This window comes from Shewanella sp. Koi 1, assembly GCF_052907445.1.
Genome location: NZ_JBREJM010000001.1, coordinates 3,064,608 through 3,079,985, shown reverse-complemented (window position 1 = coordinate 3,079,985; position 15,378 = coordinate 3,064,608). Strand labels below are relative to the sequence as shown.

Genomic DNA, 15,378 nt, shown 5'->3' with positions numbered 1-15,378 from the left:
GCCTTGGGTTTGACAGTTTTAAGAAGCTGTGAGTTCTCACTTTGTCATCATTGGTTGTCGCAGTGTGGGAGGCGAGAAAGAAAAGGGCCAAATCCGATGATTTGGCCCTTCAATGGCGAAATACTCATTGAAGGCGATTACAGCGTTAACGTCACCCCGGCGAATACGGCGCGTCCCGGCAGAATGGTTTCTGTGGTGCCGTCGGAATCTTCAGCGGGTTGCTCATTGGTAAAGTTGGTCATACCCGCGCGTAGCTTGATGTTTTCCGTTAACCGATAGCTGGTGCCAAAATCGAAGCGGCTATAGCCACTGCGTTTTATCGCGCTGCTATCTAAGTAGTCACCAAAATAGTTACCGCTGACATAGAGTTGCCAGTCATCAGTCATATGCCAATCGAGCTGAAGGTTGGCGGTTTGAGCGGGACGTCCATTTAACTCTGAGCCATTGCTTTTTTCCGTATCGAGATAGCTGTAGTTGCCTTTAAGACTGAGATCTTCGGTCAAATCGATTCGGCCCGTCAGTTCTATCCCCTGTAAAGTCACTTCGGACTCATTGTAATAAGTCCGGCTCGGGCTCACTCTATCCCAGGTCGAAACTGTGATTAAGTCTTTGACTTTATTGTGGTAGGCCGTTGCCGAAATATCCCAAGTGTTATCGCTCATTAGCACTGAGAACTCATAGTTTACGCTGGTTTCTGGGTCGAGATCGGGATTACCAACCACGGAGCAGGCGCCACCGCAACTGACTGATGCAAAGGTGGGCGATGACTCAAATAATGCGGGAGCCCTAAAGGCCGTGCCTACACCGCCTTTAAAGGTCAGTTTATCGGTGGCGCGATAGACAATATAGGCGCGCGGGCTGAGGTTATTGCCATACTTTTCATTATCTTCGTAGCGGGCACCTAAGGTCAGCGTCCAGTCATCTAAGAAGTCGATTTCATCTTGGGCGAAGAGTGAGTATTGGTCGACGCTATCGCCTTTGGTTGTGGGGTACTGAACAGGATCTTCAACCTCGGTCTTATGGTATTCGCCGCCTAAGGTAAAGTCCTGTTGCCATAGGCTGAAAAAGCTGGTGGCTTTGAAACTGGTATTCTTTTCATCAATATGGCGTCCTAATGGCGGCTGTAGGCTGTAACGGCTGTTGTAGTCGTAGAGCTTAGAATCTTCGAGATTGGCCTCTAACTGGGTTTGGCCCCATTGCCAGTCTGCCTTGTGGGTAAGGCCAAAGGTATTGCGCTCGATTTGCTGTTCGCGCTTTGATTTTTCAGCATAGGTCGTGAGGGGGACTTTGTCTTTATCATATTGATAATCAAAGTCTAATGTTTGATTGTCAGCCAACTGCCAAGTGAGTGCGCTGTAGAGTTTCTTGGTTTTTCGCTCTTCTATGGTATCGAAGGTCGGGGTGATTTCGGGTAATTGCCAAAGATCCTGCTCTGCGGATTCGGCGGTGAGCATCAGCCCTAAGCTATCGGTCAATTTGCCCGAGGTAAACACGTTGTAGCGTTGTCTATCGCCGCCATCCCCTTCTTGCATTTTACTGTATTCGGCATCGAGGGTGAGCTGCCAATCCTCGGTCGGCGCCTTAGTGATCACGTTAATCACCCCGCCAACGGCGTCTGAGCCGTAGAGTGCTGACATTGGACCACGGACAATTTCGACCCGCGAGATAGCATCAATCGGAATTGCGGTAATGTCGAAGTTACCGCCGCGCCATAGGCCGTTTGAGGAGGACACGCGTTTGCCGTTAACGAGCATTAGCACATAGGTTTCATCCATACCACGGACATAGAGGCTGTTACGTCCTGCGTTACCGCTGACCACGTTGACCCCTACACTGCCACGCAGCACATCGCCGAGATCTTTTACGGGCAGCAACTTAATCTCTTCGGCATCGATGACAGAGATAGAGGCGGGCGCCGAACTTAACTGTTGGTCCTTAGCGCTGGCGGTGACCACTATATGTTCGAGTTCTGTGTCATCGGCCTGTGTCGACAGGAGTGGTTGCAATGAACAGGCGAGTGCTAACAGTGCGAAAGGAAAACGATTTAGCGTTTTATGGTTACTCAATTTCAATCCCCCGATATCCATTATCTAATTAATTAACAAAGCAAAAATGGTAAATCTTTGTAAATCGACTATTTCAACTGGTCGCCAAAATAGCACAATCACTCATTCCTTTTAATGATAATAATTGTCATTTACAATGTAATCGAAGATGATGTGATTCACGTCACTTAGCAGGATGGAGGAGGGGAAATATTGTCGCCTTGTCCCTCAATGCAGACTGCGCATTATTAGCGTCTTAAATACATTTTCATCGAATATTCAATACTTTCCCAATAGGAAACAGTACCCAATGCGATACTTTTTAGTTGTAGTCGGTTTATTGATGGGGAGCGTGATATCACAGCCCACTGCGGCGGTGGAGTATCAAAGCCAGCAATTGCAGTCCAAACTGCTTAAGGAAACACGGCAGTATCTGATTGCGCTTCCTGAGGGATATTCACAATCGACGGAGGCGTATCCCGTTGTTTATCTGCTTGATGCAGATGAACAATTTGACCATATGGCAAGCTTGCTGCAGTTTTTAAGTCAAGGCGCTATGCCGCAAATCCCTAAGATGATTATTGTTGGTATTAACAACACTGAAAGGATGCGGGATTACACTCCGACCCATACGCTGGTGTTGCCGAGTGGAAAAAAAGGCAATCCCAAATACCAGCAAACGGGGGGCGCGGGGCGATTTTTAGATTTTATCGAGCAGGAATTAGCGCCAAGCATACATAGTCAGCTGCGAACCAATGGCATTAATGTGTTGGTGGGCCACTCCTTTGGGGGCTTACTAGCGATGGAAGCGCTACGTACCGACAGGCAACTTTTTTCGGCCTATATTGCCATTGATACTAGCCTGTGGTTTGACAGCCCACATTACCTCACTCAACTTGAAAATCGAGTTGAAAAGGGTGATTTCAAGCAGAAACAACTCTTTATGGCGATTGCAAATAATCCCTTGTCACCGGGATTTGGCGTGTCTTCCTATCATAGAGATTTAAATTTGGCCTTTGCGGATAAGCTGACCAAAAGTCCCCCTCAAGGGCTGAGTTTTGCGGCCCAATACTATCCCGAAGAGACACATCAGAGTGTGAGTCACATAGGTTTATACGATGGTATTCGCCATCTGTTTAAAGACTTTGCCATCGATATCTATGCCAAGACGTTTAGCAAGGAGCAAGTGATTGACCAATATCGATTATTATCGGAGCGCTTTGGCTTGAGGGTGACTCCACCTCAGCAATACCTCGAGCAGTTGATCCAATATAGCGAGAGACAACAGCTCAGCGATCGCAAACAAAGCCTTGAGTCATTGAAAGCATATTTTGCTGGTGTTAAGTCAAATGAGGCACTGAGGTAGACGTGATTGTCGAACTGAGCTGGAGGCATTTTTAGCGCTTAGAAACAACTGAGCACAGGTGCAAACACGCCTGTACTCAGATGGTCAGTGGTTAAATTAATTAGGTTGCCGCTTTCATTGCGCGGGTAAATTCGCCCAAGGCGGACAGCAGTTTTGCTTCATCCTGTTGATGAGCTTCGATAATTTTAACCACGGCTGAGCCAGAAATCGCACCCGCGGCGCCCGCTTGAATGGCGGCGCTTACTTGAGCAGGCTCGGCAATCCCAAAACCTAATAGCGGTGGCGGCGCATTAAATGCTTGCAGCTTAGCTAAAATTTCTTCAACGGGTGTTCCAGCCTTAGTGTCTGTGCCTGTTACACCGGCACGGGACAATAGATAGGTATAGCCTTCGCCACTTTTGCTCACGTTTTCAAGGGTGTCGCTATCGGCATTGGGCGGCGCGATAAAAATCGGCGCGATACCGTGGGCCTTAGCGGCTTGAATAAATGGCGCCGCTTCTTCTACTGGCACATCGGCGATAAGCACTGAGTCCACGCCCGCTTGCTGCGCTTTGGCATAAAAAGCATCGATGCCATTGGGGAATACGAGGTTCGCGTACAGTAATAACCCGATTGGCAGCTCTGGATATTTAGCGCGAATTTGCGCTAATAAGTTGAAGCACTGCGTTGGCGTTGTACCTGCGGCGAGGGCTCTGAGGTTCGCGCCTTGGATAACAGGGCCGTCTGCCAGCGGATCGGAGAAGGGAAAGCCTAATTCCAGTGCATCGGCACCATTTTGCACTAAGGTGTCGATAATTTTCAGTGACAGCTCAGGGCTTGGATCGCCCAAAGTGACAAAGGGCACAAAGGCGCCGCGGCCTTTGGCTTTTAAACGGCTAAAAGCGGCGTGATAACGGCCAGCTTGATGAGGGATAGTTTGATTTGAAATGCTGCTCATCTTAGTTATTCCTCTTTACCGTTTAAAATGTCTGACACAGTGAAAATATCCTTATCGCCTCGGCCCGAGAGGTTAACGACCAAAATGGTCTCTTTGGTGCACTCTTTCGCTAGACGCAGGGCATAAGCGAGGGCGTGGGCCGATTCGAGCGCGGGGATAATCCCTTCGCTGCGAGCCAATAATTGGAAGGCTTCTAGGGCTTCGTCATCGGTGGCCGATTCGTAGCGCGCACGGCCAATCGCGTTCAAATGGGCGTGTTGTGGGCCGACGGATGGGAAGTCAAGACCCGCCGAAATCGAATAGGACTCTTCGATTTGGCCTTCACAGTCCTGCATCAAGGGCGCCTTCATACCAAAGAAAATCCCGGTTTTGCCATGTTTGAGTGGCGCGCCGTGCATATGGGTATCAATGCCTTTACCGGCGGGCTCGACCCCAATCAGCTCGACACTGGTTTCATCAATAAAGTCGGCAAACATACCAATGGCATTAGAGCCACCGCCGACACAGGCGATCACCGCATCGGGCAGACGACCTTCGCGCTCCAGCATTTGCTTCTTGGTTTCTTCACCGATCATACGTTGGAACTCACGCACTATGGTCGGGAAGGGATGCGGCCCTGCGGCTGTACCTAAGAGATAGTGGGCTTTTTCGTAGCTGCCAGACCAGTCGCGCATCGCCTCGTTACAGGCATCTTTTAAGGTGGCAGAGCCTGAGGTGACAGGAATGACTTCTGCGCCCATCAAACGCATTCTAAATACGTTAGGTGATTGGCGGGCAACGTCTTTCGCGCCCATATAGACTTTGCATTTTAATCCCAGCAGCGCACAGGCAAGGGCGGTGGCAACACCGTGCTGGCCAGCGCCGGTTTCTGCAATAATCTCTTTTTTACCCATGCGTTTAGCCAGTAATGCTTGGCCCAATACTTGGTTGGTTTTATGGGCGCCGCCATGGAGTAAATCTTCCCGCTTGAGGTAGATTTTCACCATAGGGTTAGGGCTTAAATTGCGGGTTAGTGTCAGTGCCGTTGGGCGACCCGCGTAGTTTTTCAGCAGGTCGGTAAACTCGGCTTGAAAGGATTCATCGGCCTGCGCTTCGACAAAAGCGTTTTCGAGTTGCTTCAGGGCGGGGACTAAAATCTGCGGCACATACATACCGCCGTATTCGCCGAAATAAGGGTTAAGCTTTAACTGTGACATACCTTGTTCCTTATCCTATTCATTTGTTTCGAGGGCTATATAGGTTAACGCCATCGAGTTTCAATTCTCGCTAGCCTGTACTTTGCACAGGTTTTTATAAAAGTGGGTCTAGAGTCTTAATTGACTAAATGCCGCTTGGATTTTCTCTGCCGACTTAATACCAGGAGCCGTTTCGAGGCCAGAGTTAAAATCTAAACCGTAAAATCCTTGGGCATTGGCACGGGCAGCATTGTCAGCATTGAGGCCGCCCGCGAGCATGGCCTCGGCTTTATGGGCAATGGGGAGTTGCCAATCAAAGGCTTGCCCTGTGCCACCAAAACCTGCGTCATTCTTGCTATCAAAAAGATAACGCTGCACCCCTCTTGGCATAGCAGCAAGTTCGCTGCTTTGAGCATCGACACTGACCGCCTTCCAAATTTGGGTCTTCAGTCCGGCCTGTTGCAGTAATTGGCTTAGCTCGGCAATTTCCAGCTCAGTTTCGCTGCCGTGCAGTTGCAGCGCGGCTAAGCCACATTCTTGGGCGATACTCACCATGAACTCAGGTGTGCTATTCACACATACGCCAACAAACTCAATGGCGGGCAAATTAGCGGCGCGGTATTGCTGTACTAATTGTTTGGCGGCATCTTTAGTGAGCGCGCGTGGCGATTTTTCAGCAAAAATCAGCCCAGCATACACGGCACCAGCAGCGGCCGCCGCTTGAATATCTTCAAGGCGGGTGAGGCCGCAGACTTTATTGTGACCGAAGATCAATTTACGACAGGCTAAATCAATATCTTCTTCGGCCATAATCGAGCTACCGACCAAGAAACCATCGACCAATGGGCTTAAGCGACGCACTTGCTCGTTAGTGTAAATGCCCGATTCGCTGATCACCACGCGATCGCTGCCGATGTGCGGCGCAAGGGCTTCTGTGGTGGCTAAATCTGTACTTAAATCTCGTAAGTTGCGGTTATTAATGCCAATAATAGGTGCATTTAAGACGATGGCGCGTTTCAGTTCTTCCTCATTGCTGACTTCGGTCAACACATCGAGTTGATACTTGGCCGCCTCGTTGGCAAGTTGCTGATATCGCTCATCATCGAGCACAGAAAGCATCAACAGAATCGCATCAGCGCCCTGATGAGCCGCTAATTTGATTTGATACTCATCTACAAAAAAGTCTTTACACAGAATCGGTTGGCTCACTTTGGCCCGTACTTTCGGGATATAGTCCATGTCCCCTTGAAAAAATTGCTCATCGGTTAAGACCGAAATCCCCGCTGCATATTGGGTATAAATAGAAGCGATGGCTTCGACATCAAAGTCTTTACGGATTAAGCCTTTGGATGGACTGGCTTTCTTGCACTCTAAAATATAACCCGCCTTCGGGGCTTTTAAGGCGGCAAATAAACTACGGTCCGAAATCTTGGGGGTTAAGCTGTCTTCAGGAAAACGCAACTTAAGGGCGGCAATATGGGCGGCCTTAGTATCGACGATACGGGTTAAAACGTTGGCTTTTGCGGTGCTGGTTTGCATGCTACCCCTTACATCCTGCGATGCTTGATTATCTTCCGAGCGATGCGCCTCGGGTTGTTGAACCTGTGCCATGGTCATTATTCCTGTGCTTCGCTGCTGACTTTAGCGAGTTGATTCAGTAATTCAAAGGCTTTGCCGCTTTTTATGGTATTGAGCGCAAGGGCGGTGCCAGCTTTGACTGAGTCCGATAAGCCACACAGATATAAGGCACAACCCGCATTGATGGCAACCGCATGGGTGTGGGCATCGCTGCCTTGTCCTTGCAAAATTGATTGCGTGATTTGGGCATTTTGTGCAGGTTCGCCCCCTTCAAGCTCACTAATGTGGGCCTGCGGTACACCAAAATCCGCCGGCGTTAATTGATATTCAATAATCTCACCGTCTTTGAGTTCGGCGACTTGGGTGCTGCCATGAAGTGCCACTTCATCTAAACCACTGCCGTGCACCACCATGGCTCTTTGCGTGCCAAGGGCTTGCAGTACGCGGGCGATGGGCGTCACTAGCTCTGGGCTATAGACCCCAAGCAACATAAATTCTGGGCGCGCGGGGTTAATCAATGGCCCTAACACATTGAATAAGGTGCGAGTTTTCAGCGCTTGGCGCACAGGCACCGCATGTTTGACACCGCCATGGTAGTGGGGTGCAAACAGGAAGCACAGATTGAGTGATTCGAGGCAGCGGCTCGCCAGCTCGGGCGACATGGTTAAATCGATGCCAAATTGGGCGAGTAAATCTGAAGAGCCCGATTTGCTCGAGACTGAGCGATTACCGTGTTTTGCAACCTTCGCGCCAGCGGCTGCGGCGACAAAGGCAGCTGTGGTGGAGATATTAATGGTATTAAAACCATCGCCACCGGTGCCGACGATATCGATAATCCCTTGGCTACGGCTTGAGGCTGGGTAGGGAAATGGCTTAGCCGCGGCGCGCATCGCATCGGCGGCGCCACTGATTTCGGCAATGGTTTCACCGCGAATTTTAAGCGCCATTAACATTGCTGCCATCACGGCCTCATTCATTTCACCTTGGATAAGGGTGCTAAAGAGGCTGGCGGTTTGATCGCGGGTTAATGCCTTACCCTGAAACAAGATATCGAGCAGGGGCTGGATTGATGTCGTACTCATTATTTAGCTCCTGCGGTATTGTGGGCGATGTCTTGAGTCAAAAAGCGTAGGGTTTGGGTTAACAATGTGCTGCCCAAGGTCGTTAAGATGGATTCTGGGTGAAACTGAAAACCGACCGCCCTGTGCTCGGCGTGCAAAATCGCCATTGGCATATCATCGGTAGTGGCAATAACATCAAGACAATCGGGTACTTTTGTGGCGACTAAGCTGTGGTAGCGGGCGACAGGTAAGGGCGAAGGTAAGTTAGCAAACACGCCTTCACCATTATGGAAGGTGGGGCTGGCTTTACCATGAACCACAAAAGGCGCGCGCTCTACTTTACCGCCGTAATATTCCACCATGGCTTGATGGCCTAAGCAGATCCCCAGCATAGGCACTTTGCCCGCGACTTTGTCGATGAGCGCCATCATGGAACCCGCTTCATGGGGCGCACCTGGACCTGGTGATAACACTAAGGCACTCGGTTCGGTTTCCGCTAACAGCTTGTCGGCAATATAGTCGGCGGCAACATCGTTACGGTAGATCACCACTTCACAGCCAAGGCTTCTAAATTGGTCGACTAAGTTGTAGGTAAAGGAGTCGAAGTTATCGAGTAAATAGAGTTTCATCTTGGGCTCCTTATCTTTGTTGTTCAGTCGTTTGGGTCGATGCTGCTTGCTGGCTGTCATCCAAGCCTGCACCCATCTTGATGGCCGAAATCACCGCCTGCGCCTTTTGGCGGGTTTCATCGGCTTCACTCTGCGGGTCGGAATCAAACACTACGCCAGCACCCGCTTGGATATGGGCCACGCCGTTTTTCACAAAGGCGGAGCGGATAACGATACAGGTGTCCATATCACCAAGGGCATTGAGGTAGCCCACTGCGCCGCCGTAGCTGCCTCGGCGGGTCTTTTCCGCCTGACGTACGAGTTGCGAGGCGCGCACTTTCGGGGCGCCAACTAGCGTGCCCATATTCATGCAGGCCTGATAGGCGTGGAGCGCATCTAAGTCTTGGCGTAGTTGACCTGTGACGCGGCTAACTAAGTGCATCACGTGGGAATAACGGTCGACTTTAAGTAACTCGGCCACTTTGCGACTGCCACTTTGGCTGATTCGAGCGATATCGTTACGGGCTAAATCGACCAACATTAAATGTTCGGAGAGCTCTTTTTTATCCAAACGCAATTCGAGTTCGATACGGCTATCGAGGTCGAAATCAATCTCGCCGCTGGCGGTTTTGCCGCGTTTACGGGTGCCTGCAATCGGGTAGACTTCGACCTGATTATTGCTGGCTTCATATTTCAGCGCGCTCTCGGGCGAGGCGCCAAACAGGGTGAAATCATGGCCTCTGAAATAAAACATATAGGGGCTAGGATTGGTTAGACGCAGCGCGCGGTAAGCTCCTAAGGTATTGGGGCAGGGCAGGCTAAAACTGCGTGAAGGTACGACTTGGAAGATATCACCGGCAATAATGTGTTCTTTTAAATCGATAACGGTTTGCTTGAAGTCCTCATCACTGACATTCACTAGCTCTGTGGCCATTATGCCAACGAGGGCGGGCGCAGGCGTTGCACTCCTGGCTAAGGCTTCACATTGGGCGCGGATATTCTCTGCTCGCTCGGCTAAGGCTTGGGTCACCTCGGAATGTTGTTCAGTGCCTTCACTGAAGTTGTGAGTGATTAGCTCGGCGTGCTTTTGTTTGTGATCGATAAGAATTAAGGTTTCGGCGAGATAAAATAAATAATCAGGACAATCATTTGCACCATTTGGTGCTTCTGGCAGTGGCTCGACGGTATCAATTAAATCGTAGGCGAGCACGCCACCTAAAAATAGGTCTTCGAATGCTGGCTTGGATTGGCTGTCAGTATGAGCGCCGCAGTCGATATGCTTTACAAACAAGCGCAAACCATCGAGGGGGGAGGTGGATTTTAAGCGCGCATCTTCATCCTTAAGCTCACTATCCTTTTGCAGCGTGACCACTAGATTTTGGCCATCGCGTTGGCATTGAGTTTGGTTTGCGCGAGCAGTAAAAAATTGCTCGATGGGGGAGAGTAAACTGATGCCATTGTCACTCAGTGCGCTAAAGCGTAAACGATAACCGTCGCAGCGGATCATCAGCGCCGCATGGGTCATTACCATGCTCTTAAGATTTTCCTTGCTGTCGATTTCCGCCGATTCTAACAACATGGTATGGGGCGCATCTTGAGTGATGTGCTGGTACAGACGCAGTGGGTCGCTATGGTATGCCAGCGCAGCCTTGAGCGTATGTGAACGTGCGAATGTCTGTTGAGACGAGGCAACATTTTCGCCATCAACTTGGTTAACCTGATTAAATGTCTTTAGGGTCATGCTTATCTCGCTTTTTATCCGTTTACCGCGTTGCAGACATTTTTCGCACCAACAAAAAAGCCCGCATTTCTGCGGGCTTTTTTGTTGATTCTGTTACTTTCAAATGAGCACAGAGCTTCACACCACCCGCTAAGTTGGGAAGTGCCACCACCAAATGATGTTGAAGGAAGCGTTAATCTGAGTCATTCAAAAGGGTCTCAATAATTCGTTAGTTGAGCTATAGAAAACATGAGCCTGAGGCGAAAGTCAATTGAATATTTTTCAAAATGATGGATTAACGTCGCTAAATCACTGTACCGAATGCCATTCCTGCTCGATAAAGTGTGAGATAAATGCACATTTCATCTTAAATTCACGTACAATAACGGCATGAATACTCAAAGCATATTGGCTGACTTGCACAGCCACACGACCGCATCCGACGGTCATCTCACGCCGTCCGAGCTGGTCGCCAGAGCCCTTGAAAAGGGCGTGCAGTTATTTGCAATTACCGATCACGATACGGTTGCAGGCTTAAGTGAAGCCCGCGCCTTTAATCAAGCGCAGGCCGAACCCTTAAAACTGATTTCTGGGGTTGAGATTTCAACCCGCTGGAATAGTTACGATATTCACATTGTGGCGCTCAACTTTGATGAGACCCATGCCGAGTTATTACGTTTTTTAGCGCATCAGCGAGAGTTGCGTGAGCAGCGCGCCGAAGAAATCGGCCATCGCTTAGCTAAAGCGGGGATTGAAGGCGCCTATGAGGGTGCTAAAAAACTCGCCGCAGGCGCTGCCTTAAGCCGTGGTCACTATGCTCGCTGGCTTGCCGATAATGGCCATGCGGTGGATATGCCAAGTGTGTTCAAACGCTATTTAGCTCGCGGTAAAACTGGCTATGTACCCAACAATTGGGGCGATATGGCCAGCGCAATTGAGGTGATCCACAATGCGGGCGGCCTCGCGGTATTGGCCCATCCGAGCGGTTATAAGCTGTCGGCCAAATGGTTAAAGCGTTTAGTGCGAGAATTTAAAGAAGCCGGCGGGGATGCCATGGAAGTGGTGCTCGGCCAACAAACGGTGGATGACAGGGCCAATTTAGTGGCGCTGAGTGTCCAAAATCAGTTGCTTGCATCGATAGGGAGTGATTTTCACTTTCCAAGCAATTGGATTGAACTAGGTAAAAATCTCTACCAGCCCCAAGGTATTGATTGGGTCTGGCAGTCGGGATCTTGGGTGGAACGACCATGAGTCAGTTTTTTTATGTACACGAAGTAAATCCGCAGGTACGCCTGATCAGTCAAGCTGTGGCTGTGCTTAAGTCCGGCGGTGTGATTGTATATCCAACCGATTCGGGCTATGCCCTCGGTTGCATGATTGGCGAGAAAGACGCGATGACGCGCATTACCCGCATTCGTCAAATCGAGCACGACCATAATTTCTCGTTAATGTGCCGCGACTTATCTGAGCTTGCGACCTATGCCAAGGTGGATAATCAGGCTTACCGCATCTTAAAAAGCTGCACGCCTGGACCTTACACTTTCATCTTTAAGGCGAGTAAGGAAGTGCCCCGTCGTCTGCAAAACGACAAAAAGAAAACCATTGGTATCCGCGTGCCGGACAATGTGATTGCCTTGGCACTGCTCGAGGCGTTAGATGCGCCGCTGATGTCGACCAGTTTGGTGATGCCCAATAGTGATTTTGCAGAATCGGATCCCGAGCACATTCGCGATCTGTTAGAGCATCAAGTGGATGTGATCCTGCACGGTGGCTACTTAGGTGAGAAACCGACCACAGTCATTGATATGTCGGAAGATGGTTTCGAAGTGCTGCGTGAAGGCGCGGGTGATGTTACCCCATTTCTCTAACCGCGATTTACCCTAAGAGATTGAGGCGATAAAACCATCATTTGACAGTGTTATCGCCGCTCAATTGCGGGTATAATCGCGCGTTTGGCGTAGGGGAGCTTGATTAGCGAACTTAAGCCGCGCTCAGTACGGGGTCAAGTCAGTCATCTACAGCCGTTTAAAAACGATTGTTTTACATGGGGATAGCGGATGCAGGGCACGCAACAAAGTTTACCCTTAGCCGTTGTTCGCGGTCAGGCAATGACCGAAATGCCACAGGATTTGTTTATTCCACCTGAGGCGTTAGAAGTGTTTTTAGAGTCCTTCGAAGGGCCGCTCGACTTACTTTTATACCTGATCCGTAAGCAAAAATTAGATGTTGTCGATTTACCCATTTCGCAGATCACCGCGCAATATTTAGAATATATCGCGATGCTCACTCAGGCGCGTATCGAACTGGCCTCGGATTATCTGGTCATGGCGGCAACACTGGCTGAGATTAAATCCCGTCTGCTGCTGCCGCGTATGGTGGCGGAAGATGAAGTGGAGGAAGATCCACGGGCCCAGTTGATCCGTCAATTGAAGGCCTATGAGGTAATCAAAGAAGCCTCACAAAAAATTGATGATTTACCTCGGCTTGAACGCGATGTGTTTCAAGCAACCGCGGCACCTTCACCGAATATCAAACCTTTGGTGATCCCGCCTGATGTATCGTTATTTGAAATCGCCCGCGCCTTTGGCGAAGTGCTTAAACGTATCGATGCCAACGAAGATCATCATGTTAAGCGTGAACAGTTATCGACCCGTGAGCGCATGAGCCAAATTTTAGCCATGCTTAATAGCGAGACGTTTACGCCCTTTGAGCGTTTATTCAGTGTCGAAGAAGGCCGCGCCGGTGTGGTGGTGACCTTTTTAGCGCTGATGGAATTGGTCAAAGAATTATTAGTGGAATTGTACCAAACAGAGCCGTTTTCAACTATTTACGTAAAGGCCTATTAATTGATGCAGATAAATCCAATTCAATTAAAACAGCTTATTGAAGCGAGTCTGTTTGTATTGGGGAAACCCTTGTCGGTGAAAATGTTGAAAGAAACCGTGTTGGCGGATTTCAGCGTTTCCAGAGACAAAATCAAAGCCGCATTGGAAGAGTTGCAGCAGGATTATCAGGAACGGGGTGTTCAACTTGTGAAAGTGGCTGGGGGTTATCGCTTCCAGACCTTGGAAGTCCTGAGTCCTTTTTTGCAGCCCCTGTGGCAGGAAAAAGCACCTAAGTATTCGCGGGCAACATTAGAGACCTTGGCGGTGATCGCGTATCGTCAACCTGTGACCCGTGGCGATATTGAGCAGGTGCGTGGTGTGGCCATTAGTAGCCATATCATTAAAAGTTTGTCAGATAGACATTGGATTAAAGTCGTTGGCCACAAAGAAGTCCCGGGGAGACCCGCACTCTACGCCACGACCTTAGAATTTTTAGCCTATTTTGGCTTAGATACCCTAGCGGATTTACCTGCGCTTACGGATACTGAGTCATTGCAGGCGGTATTTTCAGGTCTGAAAGTAACGCCTGAACAGTCAGAAGAGCAAGATACTAATGAGTGATAAAAACACTATGTTTTCATTATCATTCGTTACCCTTCGTTTTATCATTGATTCTCTTTGAAAATATTACAAAAAATGGATTTTACATCGAAAAAGTTTTCACTTCTGTTCGTTTCTATTCTGGCAATTTGTGTACATACTTGCGTACATAATGCAGTGATGTACAAAGTGGGGAAAGGATATGGCACTTTCTGACTCATGGTTAAAAGCAAACCTTAATAAAGCTGCTGATAAACCCTATGAGAAGGCAGACCGTGACGGGCTCAGTGTGAGGGTTTCCGCTAAGGGCGCCATTACGTTTCAAATGCGCTACAGATGGGCGAGTAAAGCTGCTCGGGTTGATATAGGTCCATATCCTTTACTATCACTAAAAGAAGCCCGGGAACAGTGCGACGTTTACCGCAAGTTGCTTCTCGATCATCAAGACCCGCGAGAATATAAAAAGGATAAAGCGGCCAAGGCACATTCTGCCGAAGGTTCAGTCGAGCAAGTTTTCAGGGCTTGGCATAAGTCGCAGTTTAGCGATGGCCGCGCCAGTGTCAAAGACAGTACAGCGCATGAGTATTTGCGCGCGCTGGAAATCAACGTATTCCCCGTGCTTGGTAAAAAGCAGGTTGATCAAGTCACTCTGCATCAATGGCTAGATTTGTTTGAGTCTATCGCTGCTAAGAAACCCACCATGACGAATCTAACGCTAACAGTGAGTCGCAGGGCGCTAAAATGGGCTGTTCGCCGGCGAATTATTAGCACTAACGAGTTAATGGGTATTGAGTCGAAAGAGGACTTAAATATCTCGCGCAAAAGCCGTAAGCGCACGCTTAGCGATGATGAGCTCAAGATTATTTTGCAGGCCATTGATAACGCCAAACGGCAGCGCCTTGGCAATCGAATTATGGTTTTCTTAGCGTTGTTTTTTGGTTGCAGGATTGGCGAGCTCAGGCTGGCTGAGAAATCGCATTTTGATTTTTCAAAGAAAGTATGGACTGTGCCAGTTGAAAACCATAAGACAGGCTACAAGATGCAACGACCGCTATTGCGGCCGATCATCGACGAGGTTGTGCCATTGCTTGAACTGGCATTCTCACTAAGTCCTAACAGTCTGGTTTTTCCAACGGAGAAAGGCGGGGTATATTCGCAGGCGGCGACGACTCGCATGTCTAACCCGTTAAACACATGGGCTAAGCTGAACGGTAAGCCGTTAAATGATTGGTACTTGCACGATTTGCGCAGAACGCAGCGCACTAACATGAGTAAAATCACTACCACGGAAGTGGCAGAAACCATGCTGGGTCACAAGCTGAATGGGATTCAGTCGGTATATGATCACTACGACTATTTAGAGGAACAGGCTAAAGCCTATCGTATTTGGTGGGCTAAGCTGCAGCGCCTTAAAGACCCTGCAGCCTATCATAACGTGGTTGAACTTAAGGCCGCGCAGTAGC

13 protein-coding genes and 1 other annotated feature are annotated in these 15,378 nt (G+C 49.3%); of the genes, 6 read left to right on the top strand and 7 right to left on the bottom strand.

Going from position 1 to position 15,378, the window contains the following annotated elements; genetic code table 11:
- Positions 1-137: 137 nt before the first annotated feature.
- Positions 138-2,066 (bottom strand): TonB-dependent receptor domain-containing protein, encoded by a 1,929-nt coding sequence (locus ACUZ8J_RS13530; RefSeq protein WP_446694117.1) that lies wholly within the window; start codon positions 2,064-2,066, stop codon positions 138-140.
- 289 nt (positions 2,067-2,355) lie between these two features.
- Between ACUZ8J_RS13530 and ACUZ8J_RS13525 the strand changes: the two genes are divergently transcribed.
- On the top strand, positions 2,356-3,411 hold the full coding sequence (locus tag ACUZ8J_RS13525; protein WP_446694116.1) for an alpha/beta hydrolase: 1,056 nt from the start codon (positions 2,356-2,358) through the stop codon (positions 3,409-3,411).
- A gap of 100 nt (positions 3,412-3,511) precedes the next feature.
- On the opposite strand, the gene trpA is transcribed toward ACUZ8J_RS13525, so the two are convergent.
- The 6 genes from trpA to ACUZ8J_RS13495 form a co-directional block, all read right to left on the bottom strand.
- Entirely contained in the window at positions 3,512-4,348 is an 837-nt protein-coding gene (gene trpA / locus ACUZ8J_RS13520) for a tryptophan synthase subunit alpha (protein WP_446694115.1), read from the bottom strand.
- Between the two features lie 5 nt (positions 4,349-4,353).
- Positions 4,354-5,544 (bottom strand): tryptophan synthase subunit beta, encoded by a 1,191-nt coding sequence (gene trpB, locus ACUZ8J_RS13515; RefSeq protein WP_446694114.1) that lies wholly within the window; start codon positions 5,542-5,544, stop codon positions 4,354-4,356.
- Positions 5,545-5,652: 108 nt separating this feature from the next.
- Positions 5,653-7,062, bottom strand: coding sequence for a bifunctional indole-3-glycerol-phosphate synthase TrpC/phosphoribosylanthranilate isomerase TrpF (gene trpCF / locus ACUZ8J_RS13510; protein ID WP_446694938.1), 1,410 nt, complete (start codon positions 7,060-7,062; stop codon positions 5,653-5,655).
- Between the two features lie 77 nt (positions 7,063-7,139).
- Positions 7,140-8,183: an anthranilate phosphoribosyltransferase gene (trpD, locus tag ACUZ8J_RS13505; RefSeq protein WP_446694113.1), complete on the bottom strand. Its 1,044-nt coding sequence runs from the start codon at positions 8,181-8,183 to the stop codon at positions 7,140-7,142.
- Positions 8,183-8,791 carry an aminodeoxychorismate/anthranilate synthase component II gene (locus tag ACUZ8J_RS13500; RefSeq protein ID WP_099458338.1) on the bottom strand — a complete coding sequence of 203 codons (609 nt, stop codon included), beginning with the start codon at positions 8,789-8,791 and terminating at the stop codon, positions 8,183-8,185. Before ACUZ8J_RS13500 ends, trpD begins: the two co-directional genes overlap by 1 nt.
- 10 nt (positions 8,792-8,801) lie before the next feature.
- Positions 8,802-10,511 carry an anthranilate synthase component 1 gene (locus ACUZ8J_RS13495; RefSeq protein ID WP_446694112.1) on the bottom strand — a complete coding sequence of 570 codons (1,710 nt, stop codon included), beginning with the start codon at positions 10,509-10,511 and terminating at the stop codon, positions 8,802-8,804.
- 51 nt (positions 10,512-10,562) lie between these two features.
- Positions 10,563-10,670: a sequence feature (Trp leader region), on the bottom strand.
- Between the two features lie 210 nt (positions 10,671-10,880).
- On the opposite strand from ACUZ8J_RS13495, the gene rnm reads away from it, so the two are divergent.
- The 5 genes from rnm (at position 10,881) to ACUZ8J_RS13470 (ending at position 15,377) form a co-directional block, all read left to right on the top strand.
- Entirely contained in the window at positions 10,881-11,741 is an 861-nt protein-coding gene (gene rnm / locus ACUZ8J_RS13490; RefSeq protein ID WP_086904496.1) for an RNase RNM, read from the top strand.
- Positions 11,738-12,358, top strand: a complete 621-nt coding sequence (locus ACUZ8J_RS13485) for an L-threonylcarbamoyladenylate synthase (RefSeq protein WP_086904495.1) — start codon at positions 11,738-11,740, stop codon at positions 12,356-12,358. Before rnm ends, ACUZ8J_RS13485 begins: the two co-directional genes overlap by 4 nt.
- Before the next feature lie 189 nt (positions 12,359-12,547).
- The gene (locus tag ACUZ8J_RS13480) at positions 12,548-13,336 is read left to right on the top strand and encodes a segregation and condensation protein A (protein WP_011622247.1); all 789 of its coding nucleotides are present in this window, start codon (positions 12,548-12,550) and stop codon (positions 13,334-13,336) included.
- A 3-nt stretch (positions 13,337-13,339) separates the two neighbouring features.
- Complete coding sequence (scpB, locus tag ACUZ8J_RS13475) at positions 13,340-13,936, top strand: SMC-Scp complex subunit ScpB (RefSeq protein ID WP_011622248.1); 597 nt, start codon at positions 13,340-13,342, stop codon at positions 13,934-13,936.
- Positions 13,937-14,117: 181 nt separating this feature from the next.
- Positions 14,118-15,377, top strand: a complete 1,260-nt coding sequence (locus ACUZ8J_RS13470) for a tyrosine-type recombinase/integrase (protein ID WP_446694111.1) — start codon at positions 14,118-14,120, stop codon at positions 15,375-15,377.
- The last annotated feature ends 1 nt before the right edge of the window (position 15,378 follow it).